Annotated in this window: 17 protein-coding genes and 1 pseudogene; 15 read left to right on the forward strand and 3 right to left on the reverse strand. The window is 39.0% G+C overall.

What is annotated here, in order from left to right:
* Window positions 1-74: 74 nt before the first annotated feature.
* From AC13EX_RS04545 to AC13EX_RS04590, 10 genes and pseudogenes are all read left to right on the forward strand, one after another.
* On the forward strand, window positions 75-281 hold the full coding sequence (locus AC13EX_RS04545) for a GIY-YIG nuclease family protein (RefSeq protein ID WP_482891747.1): 207 nt from the start codon (window positions 75-77) through the stop codon (window positions 279-281).
* A 161-nt stretch (window positions 282-442) separates the two neighbouring features.
* Window positions 443-700 (forward strand): GIY-YIG nuclease family protein, encoded by a 258-nt coding sequence (locus AC13EX_RS04550; protein ID WP_482891731.1) that lies wholly within the window; start codon window positions 443-445, stop codon window positions 698-700.
* Window positions 701-792: 92 nt separating this feature from the next.
* Window positions 793-1,050, forward strand: a pseudogene (locus AC13EX_RS04555) (GIY-YIG nuclease family protein).
* Window positions 1,051-1,546: 496 nt separating this feature from the next.
* Complete coding sequence (locus AC13EX_RS04560; RefSeq protein ID WP_482891732.1) at window positions 1,547-2,140, forward strand: RNA polymerase sigma factor; 594 nt, start codon at window positions 1,547-1,549, stop codon at window positions 2,138-2,140.
* A gap of 116 nt (window positions 2,141-2,256) precedes the next feature.
* The gene (locus AC13EX_RS04565; RefSeq protein WP_482891733.1) at window positions 2,257-3,156 is read left to right on the forward strand and encodes a FecR family protein; all 900 of its coding nucleotides are present in this window, start codon (window positions 2,257-2,259) and stop codon (window positions 3,154-3,156) included.
* Between the two features lie 55 nt (window positions 3,157-3,211).
* Complete coding sequence (locus tag AC13EX_RS04570; RefSeq protein ID WP_482891734.1) at window positions 3,212-6,637, forward strand: SusC/RagA family TonB-linked outer membrane protein; 3,426 nt, start codon at window positions 3,212-3,214, stop codon at window positions 6,635-6,637.
* 12 nt (window positions 6,638-6,649) lie between these two features.
* A complete protein-coding gene (locus AC13EX_RS04575) occupies window positions 6,650-8,140 on the forward strand; it encodes a RagB/SusD family nutrient uptake outer membrane protein (RefSeq protein ID WP_482891735.1) in 1,491 nt (496 codons plus the stop codon).
* Window positions 8,141-8,202: 62 nt separating this feature from the next.
* On the forward strand, window positions 8,203-9,669 hold the full coding sequence (locus AC13EX_RS04580; RefSeq protein WP_482891736.1) for a sulfatase family protein: 1,467 nt from the start codon (window positions 8,203-8,205) through the stop codon (window positions 9,667-9,669).
* A gap of 5 nt (window positions 9,670-9,674) precedes the next feature.
* Window positions 9,675-11,303 carry a sulfatase family protein gene (locus tag AC13EX_RS04585; protein WP_482891737.1) on the forward strand — a complete coding sequence of 543 codons (1,629 nt, stop codon included), beginning with the start codon at window positions 9,675-9,677 and terminating at the stop codon, window positions 11,301-11,303.
* A 218-nt stretch (window positions 11,304-11,521) separates the two neighbouring features.
* Entirely contained in the window at window positions 11,522-12,682 is a 1,161-nt protein-coding gene (locus tag AC13EX_RS04590; protein WP_482891738.1) for an alginate lyase family protein, read from the forward strand.
* Window positions 12,683-12,761: 79 nt separating this feature from the next.
* On the opposite strand, the gene AC13EX_RS04595 is transcribed toward AC13EX_RS04590, so the two are convergent.
* Entirely contained in the window at window positions 12,762-14,588 is a 1,827-nt protein-coding gene (locus tag AC13EX_RS04595; RefSeq protein ID WP_482891739.1) for a TonB-dependent receptor plug domain-containing protein, read from the reverse strand.
* A gap of 247 nt (window positions 14,589-14,835) precedes the next feature.
* Here AC13EX_RS04595 and AC13EX_RS04600 point away from each other — a divergent pair, with 247 nt between their 5' ends.
* Window positions 14,836-16,788: a M1 family metallopeptidase gene (locus tag AC13EX_RS04600; protein ID WP_482891740.1), complete on the forward strand. Its 1,953-nt coding sequence runs from the start codon at window positions 14,836-14,838 to the stop codon at window positions 16,786-16,788.
* Window positions 16,789-16,870: 82 nt separating this feature from the next.
* On the opposite strand, the gene AC13EX_RS04605 is transcribed toward AC13EX_RS04600, so the two are convergent.
* Window positions 16,871-17,272, reverse strand: a complete 402-nt coding sequence (locus AC13EX_RS04605; RefSeq protein WP_482891741.1) for a VOC family protein — start codon at window positions 17,270-17,272, stop codon at window positions 16,871-16,873.
* 214 nt (window positions 17,273-17,486) lie between these two features.
* Entirely contained in the window at window positions 17,487-19,118 is a 1,632-nt protein-coding gene (locus AC13EX_RS04610; RefSeq protein ID WP_482891742.1) for a S41 family peptidase, read from the reverse strand.
* A 173-nt stretch (window positions 19,119-19,291) separates the two neighbouring features.
* Between AC13EX_RS04610 and AC13EX_RS04615 the strand changes: the two genes are divergently transcribed.
* The 4 genes from AC13EX_RS04615 to AC13EX_RS04630 are packed head-to-tail and all read left to right on the forward strand — an operon-like array spanning window position 19,292 to window position 21,837.
* On the forward strand, window positions 19,292-20,050 hold the full coding sequence (locus AC13EX_RS04615; protein ID WP_339711034.1) for a hemerythrin domain-containing protein: 759 nt from the start codon (window positions 19,292-19,294) through the stop codon (window positions 20,048-20,050).
* Window positions 20,050-20,463, forward strand: coding sequence for a Holliday junction resolvase RuvX (ruvX, locus tag AC13EX_RS04620; protein WP_048642119.1), 414 nt, complete (start codon window positions 20,050-20,052; stop codon window positions 20,461-20,463). The genes AC13EX_RS04615 and ruvX overlap by 1 nt, the downstream gene beginning before the upstream one ends.
* On the forward strand, window positions 20,460-21,008 hold the full coding sequence (gene def / locus AC13EX_RS04625; RefSeq protein WP_339711028.1) for a peptide deformylase: 549 nt from the start codon (window positions 20,460-20,462) through the stop codon (window positions 21,006-21,008). The genes ruvX and def overlap by 4 nt, the downstream gene beginning before the upstream one ends.
* A 37-nt stretch (window positions 21,009-21,045) precedes the next feature.
* Window positions 21,046-21,837, forward strand: a complete 792-nt coding sequence (locus AC13EX_RS04630) for an amidohydrolase (protein WP_048642121.1) — start codon at window positions 21,046-21,048, stop codon at window positions 21,835-21,837.
* Window positions 21,838-21,930 lie beyond the last annotated feature (93 nt).

Here is a 21,930-nt window from a genome sequence, read left to right on the forward strand (position 1 = left end):
AAGCCTTTCAATAAGGCTTTTTTTATGTCATGCCATTTTTACATATTGTTTTCTAAGAATAAAACCGCTTTTATATCGGAGCAACTTGTGATGAACTTAAAGAAAGGGTTCGCAAGCATAATTCAAACCATAAGAAGCGATTTAGTGGTATGGATAGTGACTGGAAAGGTGTGTATGGTGAAAGCTTTGAAACTAAAGAACAAGCCTTTGCGAGAGAGGGAGAGGTTAAAAAATGGAAAAGTCCAAAGAAGATACTAGCATTACTTAATTCCAAACATTAAAACTTCACCGCATTCCGATTCCCATCGGAAGGGTCGGGGGTTCGAATCCCCCAACTCCCACATTAAGGCCTAAGTCTTCAGTGCATTTCGATTATCATCCGAAGGGGAGGCTGTATCAGACCTTCAACTTCCAGACAAAGCCTTTCAATAAGGCTTTTTTTATGTCATGCCATTTTTACATATTGTTTTCTAAGAATAAAAACCGCTTTTATATCGGAGCAACTTGTGATGAACTTAAAGAAAGGGTTCGCAAGCATAATTCAAACCATAAGAAGGGATTTACGGGTATGGATAGTGACTGGAAAGTTGTGTATGCTGAAAGCTTTGAAACTAAAGAAGAAGCCTTTGCCAGAGAGCGAGAGGTTAAAAAATGGAAAAGTCGAAAGAAGATACTAGGATTACTTAATTCCAAACATTAAAACTTCAGCGCATTCCGATTCCCATCGGAAGGGTCGGGGGTTCGAATCCCTCAACTCCCACATTAAGCCTTTAATTAAGGCTTTTTTTATTTATGGGGTGCCACTTTTATATATTGATCTCCAAAACCAGAAACCGTTTTTACATCGGTGCTACCTGTGATATACTTGATCAAAGGATTCGAAAGCATAATTCAAACCATAAGAAGTAATTTACGGGTATGGTTAGTGACTGGAAAGTTGTATATGCTGAAAGCTTTAAAACTAAAGAAGAGGCCATTGCCAAAGAGCGAGATGTTAAAAAATGGAAAAGTCGAAAGAAGATACTAGGAATACTTAATTCCAAACATTAAAACTTCAGCGCATTCCGATTTCCATCGGAAGGGTCGGGGGTTCGAATCCCTCAACTCCTCAATTTTTATTATAGTCTATTTCAGCTTTAGCAAATTATCTATTGTTAATCCTCCCCTCAACATCGGTATTTCTCAGGATTAGGTGGGTTTACTTAACCATTTTTATTATTGAGAAGGGTTAACTTTGATGCAATTCAATAATGTAAAAATAGGTCTGTGTACATTATTTCCTTAAATTATTCAGTTGTTCTTAGTGAAATTTAGGTTTTTCTCTTTTAGAAATTGTATGTAACTTATACTTGTTAGGGAGATGTTAAATTATAGTTTTTTAAATCATTAACTTTATGATTAATAGGAGTAATTCTTATAGGACTACCTAAGTCTTATTTCCATCTAGGTAGAGGGCTACAAATTGATATGGCTTGAAAATCTTCGTCTTATAGTCCTTGCTACTATATTTAACCCATTAGAATAAAAGAAAATTTTATTTGAATAAATGAAAACTGAAAAGGATCTTATTCTAGGCTTAAAGAGTGGAGACCGAGAGGCTATGTCAATTATTTACGATCAGTTTTATGAGAGCTTGTATTTTTATCTGTTAAAGTTTTCAATGCAAGAAGATTTGGTTCAAAATGCTATTCAGGATTTATTTGTGGACCTCTGGCATTCAAAAAAATCCCTTGGAGAAATTAGATCGCTTAAAGGTTACTTACTTGTTAGCGCTAGAAGGAAGTTGTTTCAGTTGGTTAAGTCGGATCAAAAGTTGAAAATTGCAGACTCATTTAACCCTAAAGAGCTAACTGAGATTGATTTTCAATATTCAAGAGAAGATATTTTGGTGGAAAAGGAAACGAATATTTTAAGGAAAGAAAGTGTGTTAAAAGCAATAAATAAGCTTCCTTCCAGACAAAAAGAAGTTATCTATTTACGTTATTATGAGAAATTATCGGTTGAAGAAATTAGTGAGATTCAGGGAATAGCCTACCAATCTGTTCTAAACAATCTTCAAAGGGCTTTTCAGTCTTTGCGAGATAATCCGTTGATTATTAGTCTTTTTGAATTGTTTCTATTGGTTTTTTATTATAAGTAAAAGATTTTTTAATTTTTTTTTGTCTTTTATGAGTATCTCCCCTGCTTAATAACCTCTTTTTAAGAGAAGGCCTGATTCAGGAATTCTTGATGAACCAGATTAATTAAAATTTTACATTGAAAAATTCAAAGCCAATTTTTGACGATAAAACCAATTCTGGAGATAATATCGGTAGAATATCTTTTGCAAACCGAAAACTTTCCAAGAAGGTCATGGCACAAGAAAAACTTAAGTTTTTTAAGGAAATTGATGAATCATCTACTAGTGCCAAAACCAAAGTATTAGTGAATAGGGAGTCTTTCCTGTTACGTTATGTTGCTGCTTCGGTCGTTTTTCTTATTTTGCTTGCTGTCCTGTTTTCCTATGATAGACAAACTTATCAAACATCTTACGGGGAGGTGTCAAGTACGAGCTTGCCTGATGGAACTAAAGTAACCCTTAATGGAAATTCATCCATTAGTTATTCCTATCTATACTGGCAGCTTTTTGACAAAAGGAGAGTAAAACTAAAAGGGGAAGCATTTTTTGAAGTAGTTAAAAGGACATCCTCTGGAGTTGATATAAAATTTCAAGTAATTACCGAAAACCTTAATGTAGAAGTGCTTGGGACCAAATTTAATGTAATTGATAGAGGAGACAGGGAAGTAGTTGTTTTAGAAGAGGGAAAGGTCCAGGTCAAATTGTCTTCCACTGAAAAGCCCTTGCAGCTGTCCCCTGGAGGTTATATTAGCTATGATAAAATAAATCATAGGTTTGAGCAAAGTACTGTAATAACAGAAGGGTTTACCTCTTGGAAAGATAACTACATAGTGCTTGATAATAAGACACTAGGAGACCTTGTTCAGATAATTACAACAGTATATGGAAAAAAAGTAGTGTTTAAAAATGTTGAAGACAAACAAATTATTTTGCAAGGGAAAGTACCATCTGACGAAATAGAGGTGCTTGTGGAGGCGCTCCGGTTGGCTACTAAGCTAGATGTAAGTATGAAGGGAGATATTGTCTTTATCAATTGACACTACTAAGCATTAAGATTAATTCAATCAATTATTAACAATAAAGACCCAATTTATGAGAAATTACTATTACTTGATAGCCTTGCTGCTATGCTTTTTGACTATAGGGAGTACCAATTTTGCCTTTGGGCAAGAACTACTTTCTTACAACCAATCCAGGAATAGAAAGCAGCTAAATGAAGAAATGAAAACCATGACTTTTAAAGAAGCCATGCGATTGTTTGGTGATCACTATGGAATTTCATTTTTGTATCGTACAGACCTATTAGATAAACATAGGGTGGTATCCCCAACCCTATCAGGAGATATAGAAGAAGGGCTGAAAGAATTGTTGGAGCCTATAGGTGTTGGTTTTAAAGCACTTCGTAAGGACTATATTGTGGTTTTTTCAAAAGAAGAAAAGGCACAATCTAATTCACAAAAAATAGAAGATATTGTATCCGGTAGGCTACTTATTGAGAAAGTGATTACAGGTAAAATTACTGAGGAAAATGGAGAGCCACTTCCCGGCGCCACTATTATGGTAAAAGGAACCAGTATTGGTACAGTAACCGATTTGGATGGTGCTTATAAAATCACTATCCCAGATGAAATAGAGAATCCAATATTAGAATTCTCCTTTATAGGTTTCAGTCCAAGTGAAATTGCTGTAGGAACACAAACCGAAATTAATGTTACACTTTCAGATAACTTGGCATCTTTAAACGAGGTGGTGGTAATTGGATATGGGGCTGTAAAGAAAAGTGACTTGACCGGCGCAGTTTCGTCAGTGAAAGCAAGTGAAATTCAACAAACGCCAATTACATCCATTGATCAGGGTCTTGTGGGAAGAGCTTCAGGGGTGATGGTAACCCAGACTTCAGGTATGCCGGGGGCGGTGGCTTCTATCCGTATCCGTGGATCAAGTTCACTTCAAGGAGGGAATGAACCACTTTATGTCATTGATGGTTTTCCGGTTTATAGCGGATCTGGTTTTGGTGAAACAGGAGGAAAAGCGCAAATGAGTGGTTTGTCTACCATCAATCCAGCGGATATTGAGTCTATTGAGATATTAAAGGATGCATCAGCCACAGCAATTTACGGTGCTAGAGCAGCCAATGGAGTGGTTTTGATCACTACTAAGAGTGGTAAAGAAGGTAGAGATCAGATTTCTTTTGACGTCTATTACGGGGTGCAAAAAGTAGTACGTAAAATAGATGTAATGAATGCATATGACTATGCCACTTTAGTTAATGAAGCTTACACCAATGATGGACTAAACCCTGTATATGGTGCTGATAAAATGGCCGAACTACAAGCCAACCCCAAAGGTACAGACTGGCAGGAAGAAGTATTTAGAACTTCACCAATACAAAATTACCAATTGTCATTTTCTGGAGGAGATAAGAAAACCAATTATGCAGTTTCTGGCAATTATTTCAATCAAGAAGGGGTAATTATTAATTCGGGATTTAAGAGGTATTCAGGCAGAGTTAATATAGCCAGAAATATTAGCAAACAGTTCAAAGTGGGCACAAACTTTAATGTGAGTAAAACATTGTCCAATGCAGTGCCTACTGATGCTGGAGGAGCTGGAGGAGTGGTCACTGGTGCAATGAAATTTAACCCTGTACAACCTGTTTATTCTGACAAAGAACTTGGTGTGTATACTCAGGTTAACAGTCCAGGAATTATTTTCCCAAATCCCGTAGGCTCCGCATTAGAGCAGGTGAGAGAAAGTGCGATGCTTCGGGTTTTAGGAAATATTTATGGTGAATATGAATTTGTACCGGACCTAGTAGGAAAAGTTTCTTTCGGTACTGATCTGGTGAATACAAAATTTGACACCTTTATTCCTTCAAGTATTTTTGAGTCAAATGGTATGGCCAAAGCCACAGTAAATGGTGGTTTTACTACCAACTGGTTGAATGAGAATACTTTGAGTTGGAATAAGAAAATTACAGATATACATTCAGTGTCTCTTCTTGGGGGTATTACCTTCCAAAAGAACTTTTATGAAAGTTTTAGGGCCTCTTCTCAGGATTTCGTTAACAATTCTTTAGAGGAAAACTCCCTTGGCTCTGGATCTATTTATAACCAGCCAGCATCATCTAAGACCGAATGGAGTTTGGTGTCTTATTTGGGTAGAATTAATTATAATTTTGATGAAAAATATTTACTATCCCTTAATGGGCGTATTGATGGGTCCTCTAGATTTGGTGAAAATAACAAATATGCATTTTTCCCTTCAGGAGCATTGGCTTGGAGAGCAATTGAAGAAGATTTTGTGAAAAGCATGAATATTTTCTCTAATCTTAAAGCAAGGGTTAGTTATGGGGTAACAGGTAATCAGGAAATCGGTTTGTATAATTCGTTACCTACTTTAACCAATACTACCTATACTATAGGAAGATCATTGGTGACAGGCTTTTATCCTAACTCTATTCCAAATCCGGATTTGAGATGGGAGAAAACTTCTCAGTTTGATTTCGGATTGGATTTTGGCTTTTTTGACGAGCGTTTAAGGTTTACAACAGATTATTATTTCAAAAAAACCATCGATTTGATTTATGATGTGGCAGTACCTTTTGTCTCTGGCTTTGGTTCCTCCTTGCAGAATATTGGGAGTGTTCAAAACCAAGGACTTGAACTGATGATAGGAGCAGATATTTTGACTCAAACGGATTTAAAGTGGACTTCATCTTTTAACATTTCGCTCAACAAAAATAAGGTAATTGAATTAGGTGGTGAAGATTACAAAGATACTGGAGACGGTGATGGCCACCTCAAAACTGGCTCAGTTCACAGGTTAATCATTGGTCAGCCTATTGGTTTGTTTTACGGATATGTATCAGATGGGATAATCCAAAATGCTGAAGAATTGGCAGCAGGCCCTGTAGGACCAACGAATTGGGTAGGGGGTAGAAGATACAAGGACATTAGTGGGCCAAATGGCGTCCCTGATGGCGTGGTTAATGCTACCTATGACAGGGCCATTATAGGAGACCCTAACCCTGATTTCTTTGGTGGATTTACCAATACTATATCTTACAAAGGGTTTGAATTGAATGCGTTCACACAATTTTCCTATGGTGCAGATATATTCAATTACAATGCCATGGAACTTGAATTGCCTTCAGGTGGTCAAAATGTTTACAGTGATTTGATAAACAGATGGACTCCGACAAATCCCAGTCAGGTTTATCCAAAAGCAACTACCAACAGGTCGGCAGTCTTTAGCGATGTATTCATTGAAGATGGCTCTTATTTGAAAATTAAAACCTTGACTTTGGGCTATACTTTCCCCGCTTCTGAAATTAAGGTGTTGAGTGGTTTAAAAGTGTATGTCACGGGTCAAAACCTGTTTACCTTCACTAACTATACGGGGTATGATCCTGAAGTAAGTTATCGGGGAGCAACTAACCTTCAGCTAGGCGAAGATTTCGGTGGATATCCGCAATCTAGAACCTTTATGGTAGGTGCCAAAATTAACATCCAATAAATTCAGACGGACATGAAAAATATAAAATACATAGCATTACTATTTATCCTACTGAGTACATCTTCTTGTATGGATGAATTTCTAAAAGAGTCTCCAGTAGACAGGTTTGTGATTGGGAATTTTTACAGTAGTCAATCAGATGCTGAGGCAGCAGTAGCTGCTGTATATCAGAAACTGTATGATATCTATGAAAGAAATATGTTCATCCTCAATGAACTTCCTGCAGATACAGAAAAGAATGGACTGGGAATGCCTAATCAGTATCTTCAAAATCTGGAGTACCTTAGACACACCTCTGAAAACCAGTTTACCAGAGTAATGTGGCAACAGAATTATGATGGAATTGCTAGAGCAAATACGGCGATTATTAATATTCCGGCTATTGAAATGGATGAAACCATGAAAGCCAGACTGATAGCAGAAGCTAAATTTTTGAGGGGGTTGTATTATTTCAATTTAGTACGATTCTATGGTGATGTTCCTTTAATTTTAAAGCTGGAATCAGTGGAAGATGCGCTAGGGCCTAGAATTGCGACGGCAGAAGTTTATCAGCAAATAATCAAAGATTTGACGGATGCTGAGAATAGCCTTCCTACAAACTATTCTGAGAATGACATGGGTCGGGTAACAAAAGGAGCCGCAAAAATCCTTTTAGGCAAAGTTTACCTGACCATGAAAGATTTCACCAAATCAGCTGAAAAGTTGGCCGAGGTAATAAACAATGAAGGAGAATACGGGTATGGATTGCATGAGAATTTTAGCGATAATTGGAATCCTGCGACCGAAAATGGTCTGGAAGTAGTGCTAGGAATTGAGTTTATGGACCCTCCTGGAAATGGGAATGGAGCCATGGTACTTCAAGGGCCAAAGTATTCTCTTCCAGGTGGTTTTGCCGTATTAGGTTTGGTCAATTCCAATGAGGCAGATATTCCAACGAGAGATTTGTATGACAGGTATGGGGATGATGACGAAAGAAAAGCAGGTACTTTTAGAACGGACTTTGTAAGTCTTATTGATGGGTCTATCCATACTTCTACCATCCCTATCTTCACTAAATATTGGGAAGAGAATGAATCCAATCCAAGTAATAGTGATGCGAATATGAATGTAATACGCTATTCAGATGCACTATTAATGTATGCAGAAGCATTAAATGAGATCGGCCAAACTGAATCTGCTGCCATACATCTTAATAGGGTAATGGAAAGGGCTTATAATTCATCAACGCACAATGCTTCCGGCCTTGATGCTGATGAAATGAGGACACTGATCTACGAAGAGCGGCACAAAGAGTTGGCTATGGAAGGACATCGTTGGTTTGATCTTGTCCGAACAGGAAGATTCGTTCAGCGCATGAAAGATCATGCAGCCTATGAAGCAAGTGTGGCAGAATCTAACAAAGTGGAGTTGGCGCAAAACATAAAGGATTATATGGTCCTGATGCCCATACCTCAACGTGAAATAGATCTCAACCCTGAACTTGTTCAAAACCCAGGGTATTAAGTTAAATTCCATAGGGGAGTGAGGTGATTTTGCCTAACTCCCCTAATTCTTATATTACATCTATGTACAAGAAGCTCATTTGTTTAGCAGTATTCATCAGTGTTTTTGCACTTGATGATGTCCGTGGCCAAGAAAGTGATTTACCTAATATTGTTTTGATTTATGCTGATGATTTGGGATATGGGGATTTAGGAAGTTACGGGGCACTGGATTACGATACACCTAATTTAGATAAACTGGCGGCAGATGGCATGCGCTTCACGAATTTTGAAGTGGCTCAAGCAGTGTGTAGTGCTTCTAGGGCTGGGATAATGACTGGAACTTATCCCAATCGCCTTGGTCTGAGCGGTGCGCTAAACCCTCATGCTACCATAGGATTAAATCCTGAGGAAGAAACCCTAGCGGAATTGGTGAAAAGGGCGGGGAATTACAATACCGCTATTTTCGGTAAATGGCATTTAGGACATTTGAAACCATTTTTGCCTTTACAACAGGGGTTTGATGAGTTCGTAGGTTTGCCTTACTCTAATGATATGTGGAAATGGACCTACGATATGCAATTGGCAACACTAGAAACACATGCCAGAAAAGCAAGTTATCCGGAATTGCCGCTGATGGCAGGAGACACTGTACGAGCCCAAATCATGAACCTGAAAGACCAAGCCAATTTGACTACGCTATATACAGAAGAAGCCACTCGGTTTATTAATGAAAACAAATCGAATCCATTTCTTTTGGTGGTGCCACATTCCATGCCTCATGTACCTTTGGCAGTTTCTGATAAATTTAAAGGGAAAAGTAATCAGGGATTGTATGGTGATGTAATCATGGAAATCGATTGGTCAGTAGGGAAAATTGTAAAATCTTTGGAAGAAAATGGATTGTCTGAAAACACCATTGTGATCTTCACTTCCGATAATGGCCCTTGGCTAAACTTTGGTGAACATGCAGGTTCTGCAGGAGGCTTAAGAGAAGGGAAAGGTACCAGTTTCGAAGGGGGACAGCGTGTTCCTTGTATTGTAAAATGGCCAAAGAGAATACCTGCTGGTACCATAAACAATAAATTAGCAGCTACCATTGATTTTTTTCCGACTTTTGCTGAGATTTTGAATGTGTCCTTACCTGATAGAAAGATCGATGGGATAAGCATTCTTGATTTATGGGAGAATGTACCTGATGCCAATCCTCGGGAAACATTTAGTTATTATTATCAGCAAAATGCTTTAGAAGCCATTAGGAAAGGCCATTGGAAACTAGTGTTTCCACATTCCCATCGTACTTATGGCCTTTCTACACCAGGTAGAGAAGGGGTAAACGGTGAAACAAGGCAGGTAGAAACAGATTTGGCGCTTTATGATTTACGAAGAGATCCTGGAGAACGCTATGATGTCAAAAAAGAAAATCCCCATATTGTTGCCGAACTGTCATTATTGGCAGAGGAAGTTCGAGCAGATATGGGGGATGATTTGATGAATATAGCTGGAAAAAATAGACGTGAACCTGGTAGAATTGAAACAATTAAACAATAGATAAAATGAATTTTTGTAAACTCAAATTAATCTTTTACATGGTAGCCATTGCCTATTTGGCCATGTCATGTAATACCAAAGTGCAGGAGGCGGAGGATGAAAAACCTCCGAATATTCTCTTTATCATGTCTGATGATCATGCTTATCAGGCCATTAGTGCTTATGGGCATGGTTTAAATGAAACGCCAAACATTGATAGGATAGCTAATGAAGGAGCTATTTTCACAAGAGCAACAGTAACCAACTCCATTTGTGCACCAAGCAGAGCTGTGCTTTTAACAGGTAAGCACAGTTTTATTAACGGTAAGGTAGATAATGTGCAGCCCTTTGATTGGAATCAAGACAATTTCCCTAAGCTATTACAAGCCAATGGGTATCAAACCGCTCTTATTGGAAAAATCCACTTGGATGGATTGCCTCAGGGTTTTGATTATTCTATGGTTTTGCCCGGTCAGGGCAATTATTATAACCCGGACTTTCTGGTAGATGGTAAGCGAACAAGGTTTGAGGGTTATGTTACAGACATTACCACAGATGAGGCCCTTAAATGGCTAAAGAGTGGTAGAGATCAGGACAAGCCTTTTGCCTTGATGTACCACCAAAAGGCACCTCATAGAAATTGGAAGCCGGCAGAAGAATACCTGACCTTGTACGATGATAAGGACTTTACTCCTCCAGCCAATTACTTTGACCAGGAAACCAACTATGCGGGTAGAGGAACTGCCGCTAAAACGCAGGAGATGGAAATAGATGGACATGCCCGATGGGGACATGATTTTAAAATGGAAGTGGATCCTTATGGTGACAGTACCGGTTTTGCCAATGAATTAAAGCGTTTTAATCCAGAGCAACTTGCCAAATGGAAAGCGGCCTATGATCCTAAAAACGAAGCCTTCAAAAAGGCCTTTGGTCAGGGAGATGAATCTACTTTCAGTGCTGAGAAAAAGAGAGAAATCGCTCACTGGAAATTTAACCGCTACATAAAAGATTATCTGAGAACAATCAAGTCAGTGGATGATGGTGTAGGTGAAGTTCTGGATTATTTGGAGGCCAATGGTTTGGCTGAGAATACCATCGTTGTCTATACTTCTGATCAGGGATTTTACCTTGGTGAGCACGGTTGGTTTGACAAGCGCTTCATGTATGAGCAATCTTTTAGAACGCCTCTTTTGGTGCGGTATCCTAAGGAAATAAAACCAGGAACCAAAATCGACAAGCTGGTTCAAAATTTAGACTTTGCACCTACATTTCTTGACTATGCAGGAGTAGCTACCCCTAAAGAAATGCAGGGAGAATCTTTCCGGAAATTGGTGAGTGGGAAATCTGGTGAATGGCGGGACGCAGTCTATTATACTTACTATGAATATCCTTCTGTACACATGGTAAAGCGTCATTATGGAGTGGCTACACACCGTTACAAATTGATGCATTTCTATTATGACATTGACGAGTGGGAAATGTATGACCTGAAAGAGGACCCTTCTGAAATGAACAATGTATATGACGATCCGGAATATGCAGAGGTTAGAACCATGATGCATGAAAGGCTAGTAGAGCTTCGCGAAAAATATGGAGACAGCGATGAAAACGATAAAAAATACCTGGATGCTTATTTGGAAGCACGGAAAAAATAAAGAAAAGTACATGTCTAAATTTTAGATGTGGGTAAAGCCTCAATTAATGGTTCAAGTCCATTGGTTGGGGCTTTTGTATGATTTAGGTAAAAAAGTGATTAAAACCAATATCTTTATGGGGAGTTTGAAATCACTGAACACAGAAACATTATATTTACATGAGCCATATTATTTCCCTTCTGTCTGTCCTGGTTATTACCAGTTTAAGCTTCAAGCAAATGCCTGATAGCGAAAGTAGCATCCCTCAAAATGAGTCTATAGGGATTTTGGTTTCTCCTGAAGAGCTCTTGGAAATTAAAGAAAAGGCTGATATGGGAATAGAACCCTATCGTACCAATGTAATTGAATTCCTGAGCTTTATAAATGATTTGAATAAGGCGTCTGCACAGTGGGAGGACTTGCCTGAAGAGGTGAAAATTGTGGGTAGGAGTTCTTCTAACCCTATTCAATTAAGCTCAACAGGAGGCAAACTCGTATATGGGTTGGCCATTGCATGGCACCTGACTGGGGATGAATCCTATGCTATAAAAGCCAAAAAACTAATTTTAGACCTTACTAGTACCTACAATTATCAAAATGAGGAAGAAAAGGAATTTCATTGGGGCGCACAGGGAATTTTAAACCTTTCCAGAGGAGGTACCCCTTATATTTATGCTGCAGATCTTTTAGAAGGTTGGGCGAAATGGACTCCGGCCGATAAGTTAAAATACCAAGTCTGGTTAAAGGATGTCATGTACCCTAAAGTGGCTTGGGCAAGTCGCTATAGAAAGAATAATTGGGGTGTAGCAGGCTCATTTTCTGCTGCCCTGATTGCCTATTACCTGATGGATCATACAGAATGGAGGCTAGATGAAATTAGCCCTGAAGTAATAAGGTTAAGTCCTAAAGAGGCCTTTGTTGCACATAATAGGCTTCAGATAGGCCGGCAGAAAACAACTAAAGAATGGAAATTGGATGCGAAAGTTGGCCTTTGGGGGATTTTGTCCAATGGTGCTATTCCCGAAGAAATCCGTAGAGGCGATGATCCCATAGACGGAGACCATCTGCCCTCCGATGGAAGTGGAACCCATTATACCATGACCTATATTGAACACCTTACTGCCCATGCAGAATTCCTACACAGGTTGGGAGACAATACTATTTATGATAATATAGAAAAGGATGGTTCAGGTTCGCTGCTCAAGGCTTACCATTTTGTCATAGACAACCCCAAAGGTTCGCATTGCTTTACCTCTAGCCGAATAAATGCTTTGTACATGGCTTACAATTATTACAAGGATCCAGCAATGCTTCTTTCCCTCGAAAATTGTGGTCCGGGAAATATTTCAGGACAAAGGTTGGCACTTTTCGGAAGATTGACCCATCCGCTAATTGAATAAGCCTCATTCTAATAGTATTAATTCAAATAGGGAATGAGTTAGATCAAATTGAAGGTCGCCTTTCGCACTCCTAGAATAATTACTTCAGCCTGAAATTCATCCCTGCTCTTGCCCATCTCCCCGGCATTTGAACTGTTCCAGCTTCCACATAATCTGTATTGCTAATATTCGAAATTTCTGCAAAAAAGCTGAATTTCTTCAGTCTGTTGAAATCTACCCGAGCATCCAATAATAAGTAAGGGGCCAAACTCATCCTTTCTATATACCTCATTTTAGCAGTCAATTCCAGATTTTCCTTATAAGCCAATTGTAAGCCTGTGATTAGTTGATGACGAAGGGCTGTTAAAGAATACCGGGTTTCTATGCCTTCCTTCTCTATAAGATTGGCATCTATAAAATTATAACTGATGCTTATTTCTCGTAATTTAAAATCGTTTTGTCCGTTGGTAAATTGGTACTGCACCCCAGTTTCTATACCCTGAAATGTAACCTCATTGAAATTCTGAGGTACCCATGGTGATTCTGTGTCCGCTCTTGTCCATTCTATCAGATTGTCTGTGTGTCTGTTGAAATAAACTATTTCAGCCCTGAATCCTTTTTTTAATATTTTAAAGCCCCCTTCATAATTGATGGCTTTTTCAGGTTTTAGCTCATCGTTGCCTATATTGGTCGGGCCTACGTAATAAAGGTCCGTGTAGGTAGGGATTCGGTAGCTCATACCAAAATTGGCATAGGTTCTCAGCCATGAATTGAGTTGATAACCTAGCTCGGCACCAGGGAAATGTTTCCAGCCGTATTCTGAATAGTAATTGGAATAAACCCCCGCTCTAATGTTTCCAAATTTAGAGAAATTCATTCGGTGTTCTAAAAATGCCCCCATGATGGTTCTTTCTCTCAATCCAAGGTTATTGCTGTCGATCTTTTCCTGTCTTCCTTCAAGTCCATAGCCAACTGTACCAAAATCAGTATCCTGTCGCCCATTGATTTCAATGGCATATACATTGGTAGTATGTTGGTTTTGAAAAAAGGATGGGTCATTTCTTTTCAATCTGAATTCATCTTTATTGCTTCTCCAATAAGCCCTTGTTTGTAGGTAAGAATTTCCTGCTTCCAGCGTATGACTGATGGCCGCAAGGCTGGTTTGGACGCTCTCCCATTGATCAGGAAAGGAACTTGTATAAAAGCCATTGGCCCCAAAATCTCTATTGGCGAAAGAGAGCATGGTATTGATTTCTTGGGTATTTGTCAAGGCAATTCCTGCTTCATAGAAAAGGGTATTGATGGAATAATCACTGTTGTACCAATGCCCATCGCTGGCATCATGAGCAACGGCAATGTTTTGTTTATACTTTCCTATTGGAAGGGAGGCCTGAAAAGAACCCCCTCTCATCCCAAAATCACCGCCGTATACGCCTGCCTGTAAGTTAAAGCTATCAGGAAGCTCGGTGATAATGTTTATTGCACCGGCATAGGCATTTTGCCCATAAATTCTGGAAGCAGGTCCCTTGAGCACATCAATTCTCTGTACGCTTGATAAAGGCACTGGAATGTTGACCATATGGTGGCCTGTTTGAGGGTCTGATAGTTTAATGCCATTGACCAACATAAGGGTTTGCTCAAAGGAACCACCACGGATGCCTATATCCGCTTGTACTCCACTTACACCTCTTTGTCTTACATCCAGCCCTGGAGTAAAGGATAGGATTTCCTGTAAGCTTCTTGCTGGTGTAGTTTCAATTTCTTTTCTATGGATGATACTTATGTTTCGTGAACTTTTTGAAAAGGGAATCTTCATCCTATTCTCCTTAATGATGACCTCATCTAAGGTATATGTCGTGCTGTCATTTTGGGCAAAAGAAGTTAAAACGGTAAGCAGTAGTAAGGTAAATATTAGGTAGTATTTCATAAAATCGTTATTTGCGGTTCAAATTACCCCTCAAATTTTTAGAAATACAAATCCGAAGATCGTAGGTGTTCAATATGGCTTAGTGATAGTTCAAATTTTAAGGAAAGGATTTGGCCAAATTAACTTTTATTAGCCAGGCTTAATTGAAACTTTTTTATCCTTCAGCAGGCTTGAAATAAAGAAGGATTAATTCCGATGAATTCTTTTTTGTTCCTCAATTCCATTAATTTAGCAAAAAAAAAGAAATATGAATTATAATCATCTAAGCAAATGGCTGGTTGTAGCCCTTATGTTTTCCACCAATTGGGTTTCGGCTCAGGTGACAAGCAATAACCAAAATGATTTCAATGAATTTACTTATAGGCAAGGTTCTGCTTATAGGGCGGCTTCCGGAAAGCCAGGTCCAGACTATTGGCAAAATGCAGCTGATTATAAAATAGCTGTTACTATTGATGAAAATGAACATACTGTTGCTGGTAAAGTAGAGATTACCTATACCAATAATAGTCCGGAAGATTTAGCTTTCGTTTGGATGCATCTTGAGCAAAATAGATTTAAAGCCGATTCAAGAGGTACCCTTACAACCCCTATACAAGGTAACAGGTATTCCGGGGATGTGGATGGAGGTTTTTCTATAAGCAATGTTTCCGCAAAATTGAGTAAAAGGGGAAGTACAACTTCTTCCAAACATATTATTACAGATACTAGAATGCAGGTGTTCTTCAATGAACCAATTCCTGCCAAAGGTGGTGAAGCTACCATATCCATGAATTTTGAGTTTAAAGTTCCTGTAAAGGGAATGGATAGAATGGGTAGATTAAAAGTGGCTGATGGCACGATTTATGCGTTGGCTCAATGGTATCCTAAAGTAGCTGTTTTTGATGATGTGGAGGGTTGGAACATAGAACCTTATCTTGGAGCAGGGGAGTTTTACCTGGACTATGGAGACTTTGACTATATGGTAACCGTGCCTTATGACCATATTGTTGTTGGCTCCGGAGCTCTTCAGAATCCTAAAGAAGTACTGAATGGGACCTTGTTAGAGCGATGGGATAAGGCGAAGAATAGTGATGAAACCGTATTTCTTGTGAAGCCGGAGGAGGTAAACAAGCCAGAATTGACCAGGCCCAAACAGGAAGGAACACTTACCTGGCATTTTAAAATTGAAAATGCTAGAGATGTGGCTTTTGCTTCATCCAAAGCATTTATCTGGGATGCGGCCAGGATCAACTTACCTGAAGGTAAAAAGGCCATAGCACAGTCTGTTTATCCCAAAGAAAGTGATGGGCAGGATGCTTGGAGCAGATCTACCGAATACAGCAAAGCATCTATCGAACACTATTCCAATAAATGGTACCCTTACCCTTACCCATCTGCGGTAAATGTGGCTGCTGATATTAATGGAATGGAATATCCAGGGTTGAACTTTTGTAGCTACAAAAGCAAAGAAGGCTCACTATGGGGTGTTACAGATCATGAGTTTGGACACAATTGGTTTCCTATGATTGTCGGAACCAACGAAAGAAGGTACGCGTGGATGGATGAAGGCTTCAATTCTTTTATTAACCATTACAGTTCAGAAGCATTCAATGATGGAGAATATGGATCCAATATGCAACAAACTAGAAAGTACCTCAACTGGTTTAACAGTGAGGACAGAGAAGGAATTGATACCTACCCTGATGTAGCCAATACTTCTAACTTGGGGATGATTGCTTACATGAAACCAGCAATAGGACTATTGCTCTTGAGAGAGTATATTTTAGGAGAGGAACGTTTCGACAATGCTTTTAAGGCCTACATCGAAGCCTGGGCATACAAGCATCCTCAGCCTAATGATTTTTTCAATATCATGGAAAATGTAGGCGGAGAGAACCTTTCCTGGTTTTGGAAATCCTGGTTTTATGGAACAGATAATATTGATCTGGCCATAGAAAATGTAGTGCCTTACGGGAACGATCAGGTGATTATTCTAAGCAATAAAGGTGGTGTGCCAATGCCAGTGAAGCTGGGGCTTACCTACGCTGATGGTAGCAAAGAAAACATTGTGTTACCGGTGGAAATATGGCAAAGAGGAGACAGCTGGAATTACCAACACAAATCTGAAAAACAGCTAGTGGAGGTAGAAATTGATCCCGCCAAAATACTTCCCGATATTAACATAGCCAATGACAAATGGCCAAGTGAAATTTATAAATAAGGAATAAAAAGGAGGAGCATTTTAGCTCCTCCTTTTTATTTATCAAATGCCGTTAATCCAATCCTTGTTATTAAAATTTTCTCTATTCAAAATCATCATTGATTTCAATCCAGTAGCCGTTGGGGTCCTGGAAAAATATTTGATGGATTCCATCAGGACGCAGGTTTACTTTTCCATTGAGGCCTTTTGAATTCCCGAAAGGAACGTTTTTATCTTTTAGTTTATTAATGAACGCATCCATGTCTTTTACACAAAAACAAAGGTGGTTGGTTCTGTCTATGTTTTGTTCTTTCCAAGGAACCTCTCGTTCGATTACGTGGATGGATAAGCCGTATCCCATACCAAACCAGGTATGTAGATGATCTTTAAAAGGATCTTCAATTTTAGGCAATCCTATTACCTCCTCGTAAAACTGATTGGTTTCCTTGAGGTCTTTGGCATAGATAGCAACGTGATTGACTTTTAATTCGGTAAATTCACTCATAGAAAATGGACGATTTGAGATTAAGGGTTAAAGGGTTTAAATCTTTACCAGATTGATTCTGAAAGATGCAATGGTATACTTCTATTTAATTTCTCCTTCTTCACTTAGAGGGGAGAAAGCCTATTGAATAATCCGGCTTTGACTCTTTGAAATTACAATAATACCAAAAAAAAGCCGAAGGTGCTGTTCCTCCGGCTTTTTTAGATTATTGATTTTACTCTTTAAAGAAAGCCAATGTGCCGGCATTGTCCAGCAGTTTTATCGCTTGCTGATAAATTTCATTGACTTCGTTTACTACTTTATAAAAAGCATCATCATCGTAAATATTTCTAGCCATATGGGCTTTAAGAAGAATCTTTAAATAATTTTTCGATTTATTAAAGTCCTTCTCAATGAATTTTACTTTGTATTTTTCTCCAGTTTTGACCAAATCCTTCAGCATGGCATCCGAAATCTCGAAACCATTGTTGAATTCCTCAAAAGGCATTTTTTCAAATTTCTTTTTATTTACATCCAGGTAGTCAAGAATGTACTCTCTCCAAGATTCGGAACTGAATAACCTGTTGACATAACCACTCGACATACTTGTGTCCAAAGGAACAAAGTAATCAGGCATGATACCTCCTCCTCCGTAGACTGTTCTTCCTTTTAAAGTTTCGTATTTCAAGCTGTCATTGAAGTCTATGCTATCTGCACTAAAGAATTCCCCATGCTCAAGTCTATTGTAATAATCCATCGCATAATCTTCCTCACTTTCGCCGTAAGGTTTTTGGATAGATCTGCCTGAAGGGGTGTAGTACCTTGCAATGGTAAGTCTTAGCTCTGCACCGTCTGATAAGTCTATGGGCATCTGAACAAGTCCCTTTCCAAAAGATCTTCGACCAACAATCAAACCTCTGTCATTGTCCTGTACGGCTCCAGCTACAATCTCAGAAGCGGAGGCACTACCTTCATTCACTAGTACGATTACAGCACCTTCTTCAAAAGCTCCGGGGCGTACCGCAAGAGCCTCCTGATTGTATCTGTTTAATTTGCCTTTTTGAGACACAATTACCGCTTTGTCTTTCAACATTTCATCGGCAATGTTTATGGCAGCACCCATATATCCCCCAGGATTTCCTTGAAGATCCATTATTAAACGCTTCATTCCCTCAGCTTTCAATTCCTGCAAGGCATTCCTGAATTCTTCGTGAGTATTGGCAGCAAATCTGGTAATCTTGATATATCCTGTCTGATCATCGATCATATAGGAGGCGTTCACACTGTATTGAGGGATTTTATCTCTGGTTATATTGAAGTCAAGAAGTTCAGATACACGCTTTCTTTTGATAGCGATTTCTACCTGACTGCCTTTAGGTCCTCTCAATAAATCAAACACATCTCTATTGGTAACCCCTGTGCCTGCCACGGTTTCCCCATCGACCTTTATGATTTGATCACCAGATTGTAAACCGATTTTCTCTGAAGGTCCACCAGTAAGTGGTGATACCACATAAATGGTATCTCTTAAAATACCAAATTCAATGCCTATGCCATCAAATTCTCCCTCAAGCTGAGATTTCGCCAAGGCAGCATCCTTTGCTGGGATGTAGCTTGAATGCGGATCTAGTTTGCCCAGCATTTTTTCAATGCCAAATTCTACCAGTTCATTGGTATCTACACTGTCCACATAGTCCCTATTGATATAGGTAATGATCTCCTGCAGTTTGTAAATTGCTGATTTCAGATCATTTCTATCCGTAGAGGGTTCAGCAAAGGTAGCTCCAATCCAAATACCTGCCGAAATGCCTAAAGCCAGGAAAATTGGTAGTCTAATTTGTGATTTTGTATTCTTCTTTATGCTCACGTTGTTCCTGTTTATATTTTAATGCAAAGAAAAGCATCGTTTAATTTAATCGTTTTTCGCCAATTTTACAATTAAACATGTATTACAGGCGTTTCGTTTAGATAAACGTAATAATTTTAAAATCGGTGCTATAACTTACTTTTTTTACATTAATTTCTTTTAATTTTGCGTTAATGCACTCTTCTAAAAACAAACATAGAAAATCCATTGGAGAATTGGTTACAGAAAACCATGTTTTAGCTGAAGTATTGCACTATTTTGGAATAAGTTTTTTTCAACATGAGCAGCACTCACTGGAAGATGTCTGTGCCAAATACAAGGTAAACCCTTCTCAGGTAATCGCTGAGTTAGAAGAATGGGCAAGTAGGGTGGAACCAACTTCGGATGAACTTTTCCTTCATCCCATTGGTGTTTTAGTAGGTTATCTTAAGAAAAAGCACCGTTATTTTATAAGGCAAGCATTGCCATTCCTTACCAGTATGGTAGAAGGAATAGAGATGGAGAAGTCTCAGAAAAGTCTAATTACTGACCTGAGACTGATGTTCCCTTTATTTGTGGATGATTTTATTCACCATATCCATGAAGAGGAGGACACCCTTTTCGAAAGGATTGCATACCTGCATGAGATAGAAAATGGCTCAATCCCTTTGAATGAGGCAATCAAAGTGTTTGCATTGCCTTCTATTCAAAGAATGGCGGCAGAACATGATGCACATGATGACGAAATGAAGGGGATAAGGAAGCTTACCAATGATTATCTCATTTCTAAAGATGCAAGTATCTCTGTGCGGGTATTGTACCTAGAACTTCAAAAACTGGAGAGTGAACTTATGATACATGCAAAAATTGAGAATGACCTGCTATTCCCAAAAGCGGTGGAGCTAGAGCGTGAGGTTTTTAGAAGGCTTCATTTGCAAATAAAAAGCAACTGATGGCTAGGATACTGGCCATTGACCTTGGAACTAAGCGGACTGGCTTAGCTGTTACTGATCCTTTAATGATTGTAGCAAGTCCCTTGGAAACTATACCTACTCACCAATTGTTGGAATATTTAAAGAGTTATACAAGCAGGGAAGAGGTCTCGGCAATTGTATTGGGATGGCCCAAATCTTTGGATGGGACAGACACGAACATGACGCAGCCTGTTGTTTCTTTAGAGAAAAGATTAAGAAAAACTTTTCCCAATATAAAAGTTGAATTGGTGGACGAACGCTTCACATCCAAAATGGCCATGCAATCCATGATCAGTATGGGAAGCAAGAAAAAAGACAGAAAAGAAAAGGCGGGCAACCTGGATAAAATCAGTGCCGCTATAATTTTACAAACATACTTAAATAGAAAATGATATACCCTATAGTAGCTTACGGTCACCAGGTTTTAAAGAAAGAGGCAGAAGAAATTCATGAAGGTGAGGATGTGAGCGGGTTAATTAGTGATATGTTTGAAACGATGGGCAAAGCCAATGGTGTAGGCCTTGCTGCCCCTCAAATAAATAAAGGAATACGACTCTTTGTTCTGGACAGCAACTTGATGTTGGATGAGGAGGATGATGAAAAAGGGATAAGAAAAGCCTTTATTAACCCAATCATTCTTGACGAATATGGAGATAAATACACCTTTGAAGAAGGGTGTTTGAGTATTCCTGAAGTCAGAGCAGAGATCACAAGACCTGAAAAATTGACCATAGAGTATTTTGATGAAAATTGGAACCTCAAAGAAGAGGAGTTTTCAGGTATGACGGCCAGGGTTATACAACACGAATACGATCACTTGGAAGGGATCTTATTTGTAGATTACCTTAAAGGTTTAAAAAGGAGAATGGTCAAAGGGAAGTTGGTAGATATTAGCAAAGGCAAAGTGTCTACTGATTACCGAATGCTTTACCCTTGATTTAGGGTAAGTTTTTTCTCATTTCAAGACCATCTCTATGCAAAATCTTAAATTAGCTTTAGTACAAACGGATATTTATTGGGAAGACAGCGGAGCTAACCTTGCCATGTTTGAAGAAAAGCTATGGGCGATGGATCAAAAGGTAGATATAATTGTATTGCCTGAAATGTTTACCACTGGCTTCACCATGAATTCAGCCAATCAGGCAGAACCCATGAACCTGCACGCCTCAAAATGGCTGCTTCAAATGGCTGGACAGTTGAAATCTATCATTACAGGAAGTGTCATTATAAAAGAGAAGGGCAACTATTATAACCGCTTGCTTTGGGCAACTCCAGAGGGAGAACTTTTACAATACGACAAGCGACACCTTTTCAGGATGGCTGGCGAGGACAATTATTTTTCGATGGGGGAGGAGAATAAAACCTTTACCTGTAAAGGTTGGAAGATCCGACCGCAAATTTGTTACGATCTAAGGTTTCCACTTTGGTCTAGGAATAGCGCTACTCCAGAAGGAGAAATGGATTTTGATCTGCTTTTTTATGTTGCTTCTTGGCCCGCCTCTAGGGTGATGGCTTGGGACGCTTTGCTTAGAGCCAGGGCAGTAGAGAATTTATGTTATTGTGTTGGTGTAAATCGTGTTGGCGAGGATGGTAATGGTGTGGCCTATTGTGGTCATTCCGCAGCCTATGGATTCAAAGGTGAAGATATAATTCAGGCTGGAGAGTCTGCTAAGATTTCCATAGTGGAATTGGATGGCAAGGCACTTTTGGATTACAGGACTAAATTTCCGGCATGGAAAGACTCAGATAGTTTTTCTCTAGATTGATTCGATCTGAAAAATAATTTTCAGGTTACGTGAAAAATCCCTACCGACTCTGCCGTGACAGGCACTGCCCTTCTTGTCAAGGGGGATTTTGAT

The sequence above is a fragment of the Cyclobacterium sp. L-R genome (assembly GCF_056859355.1).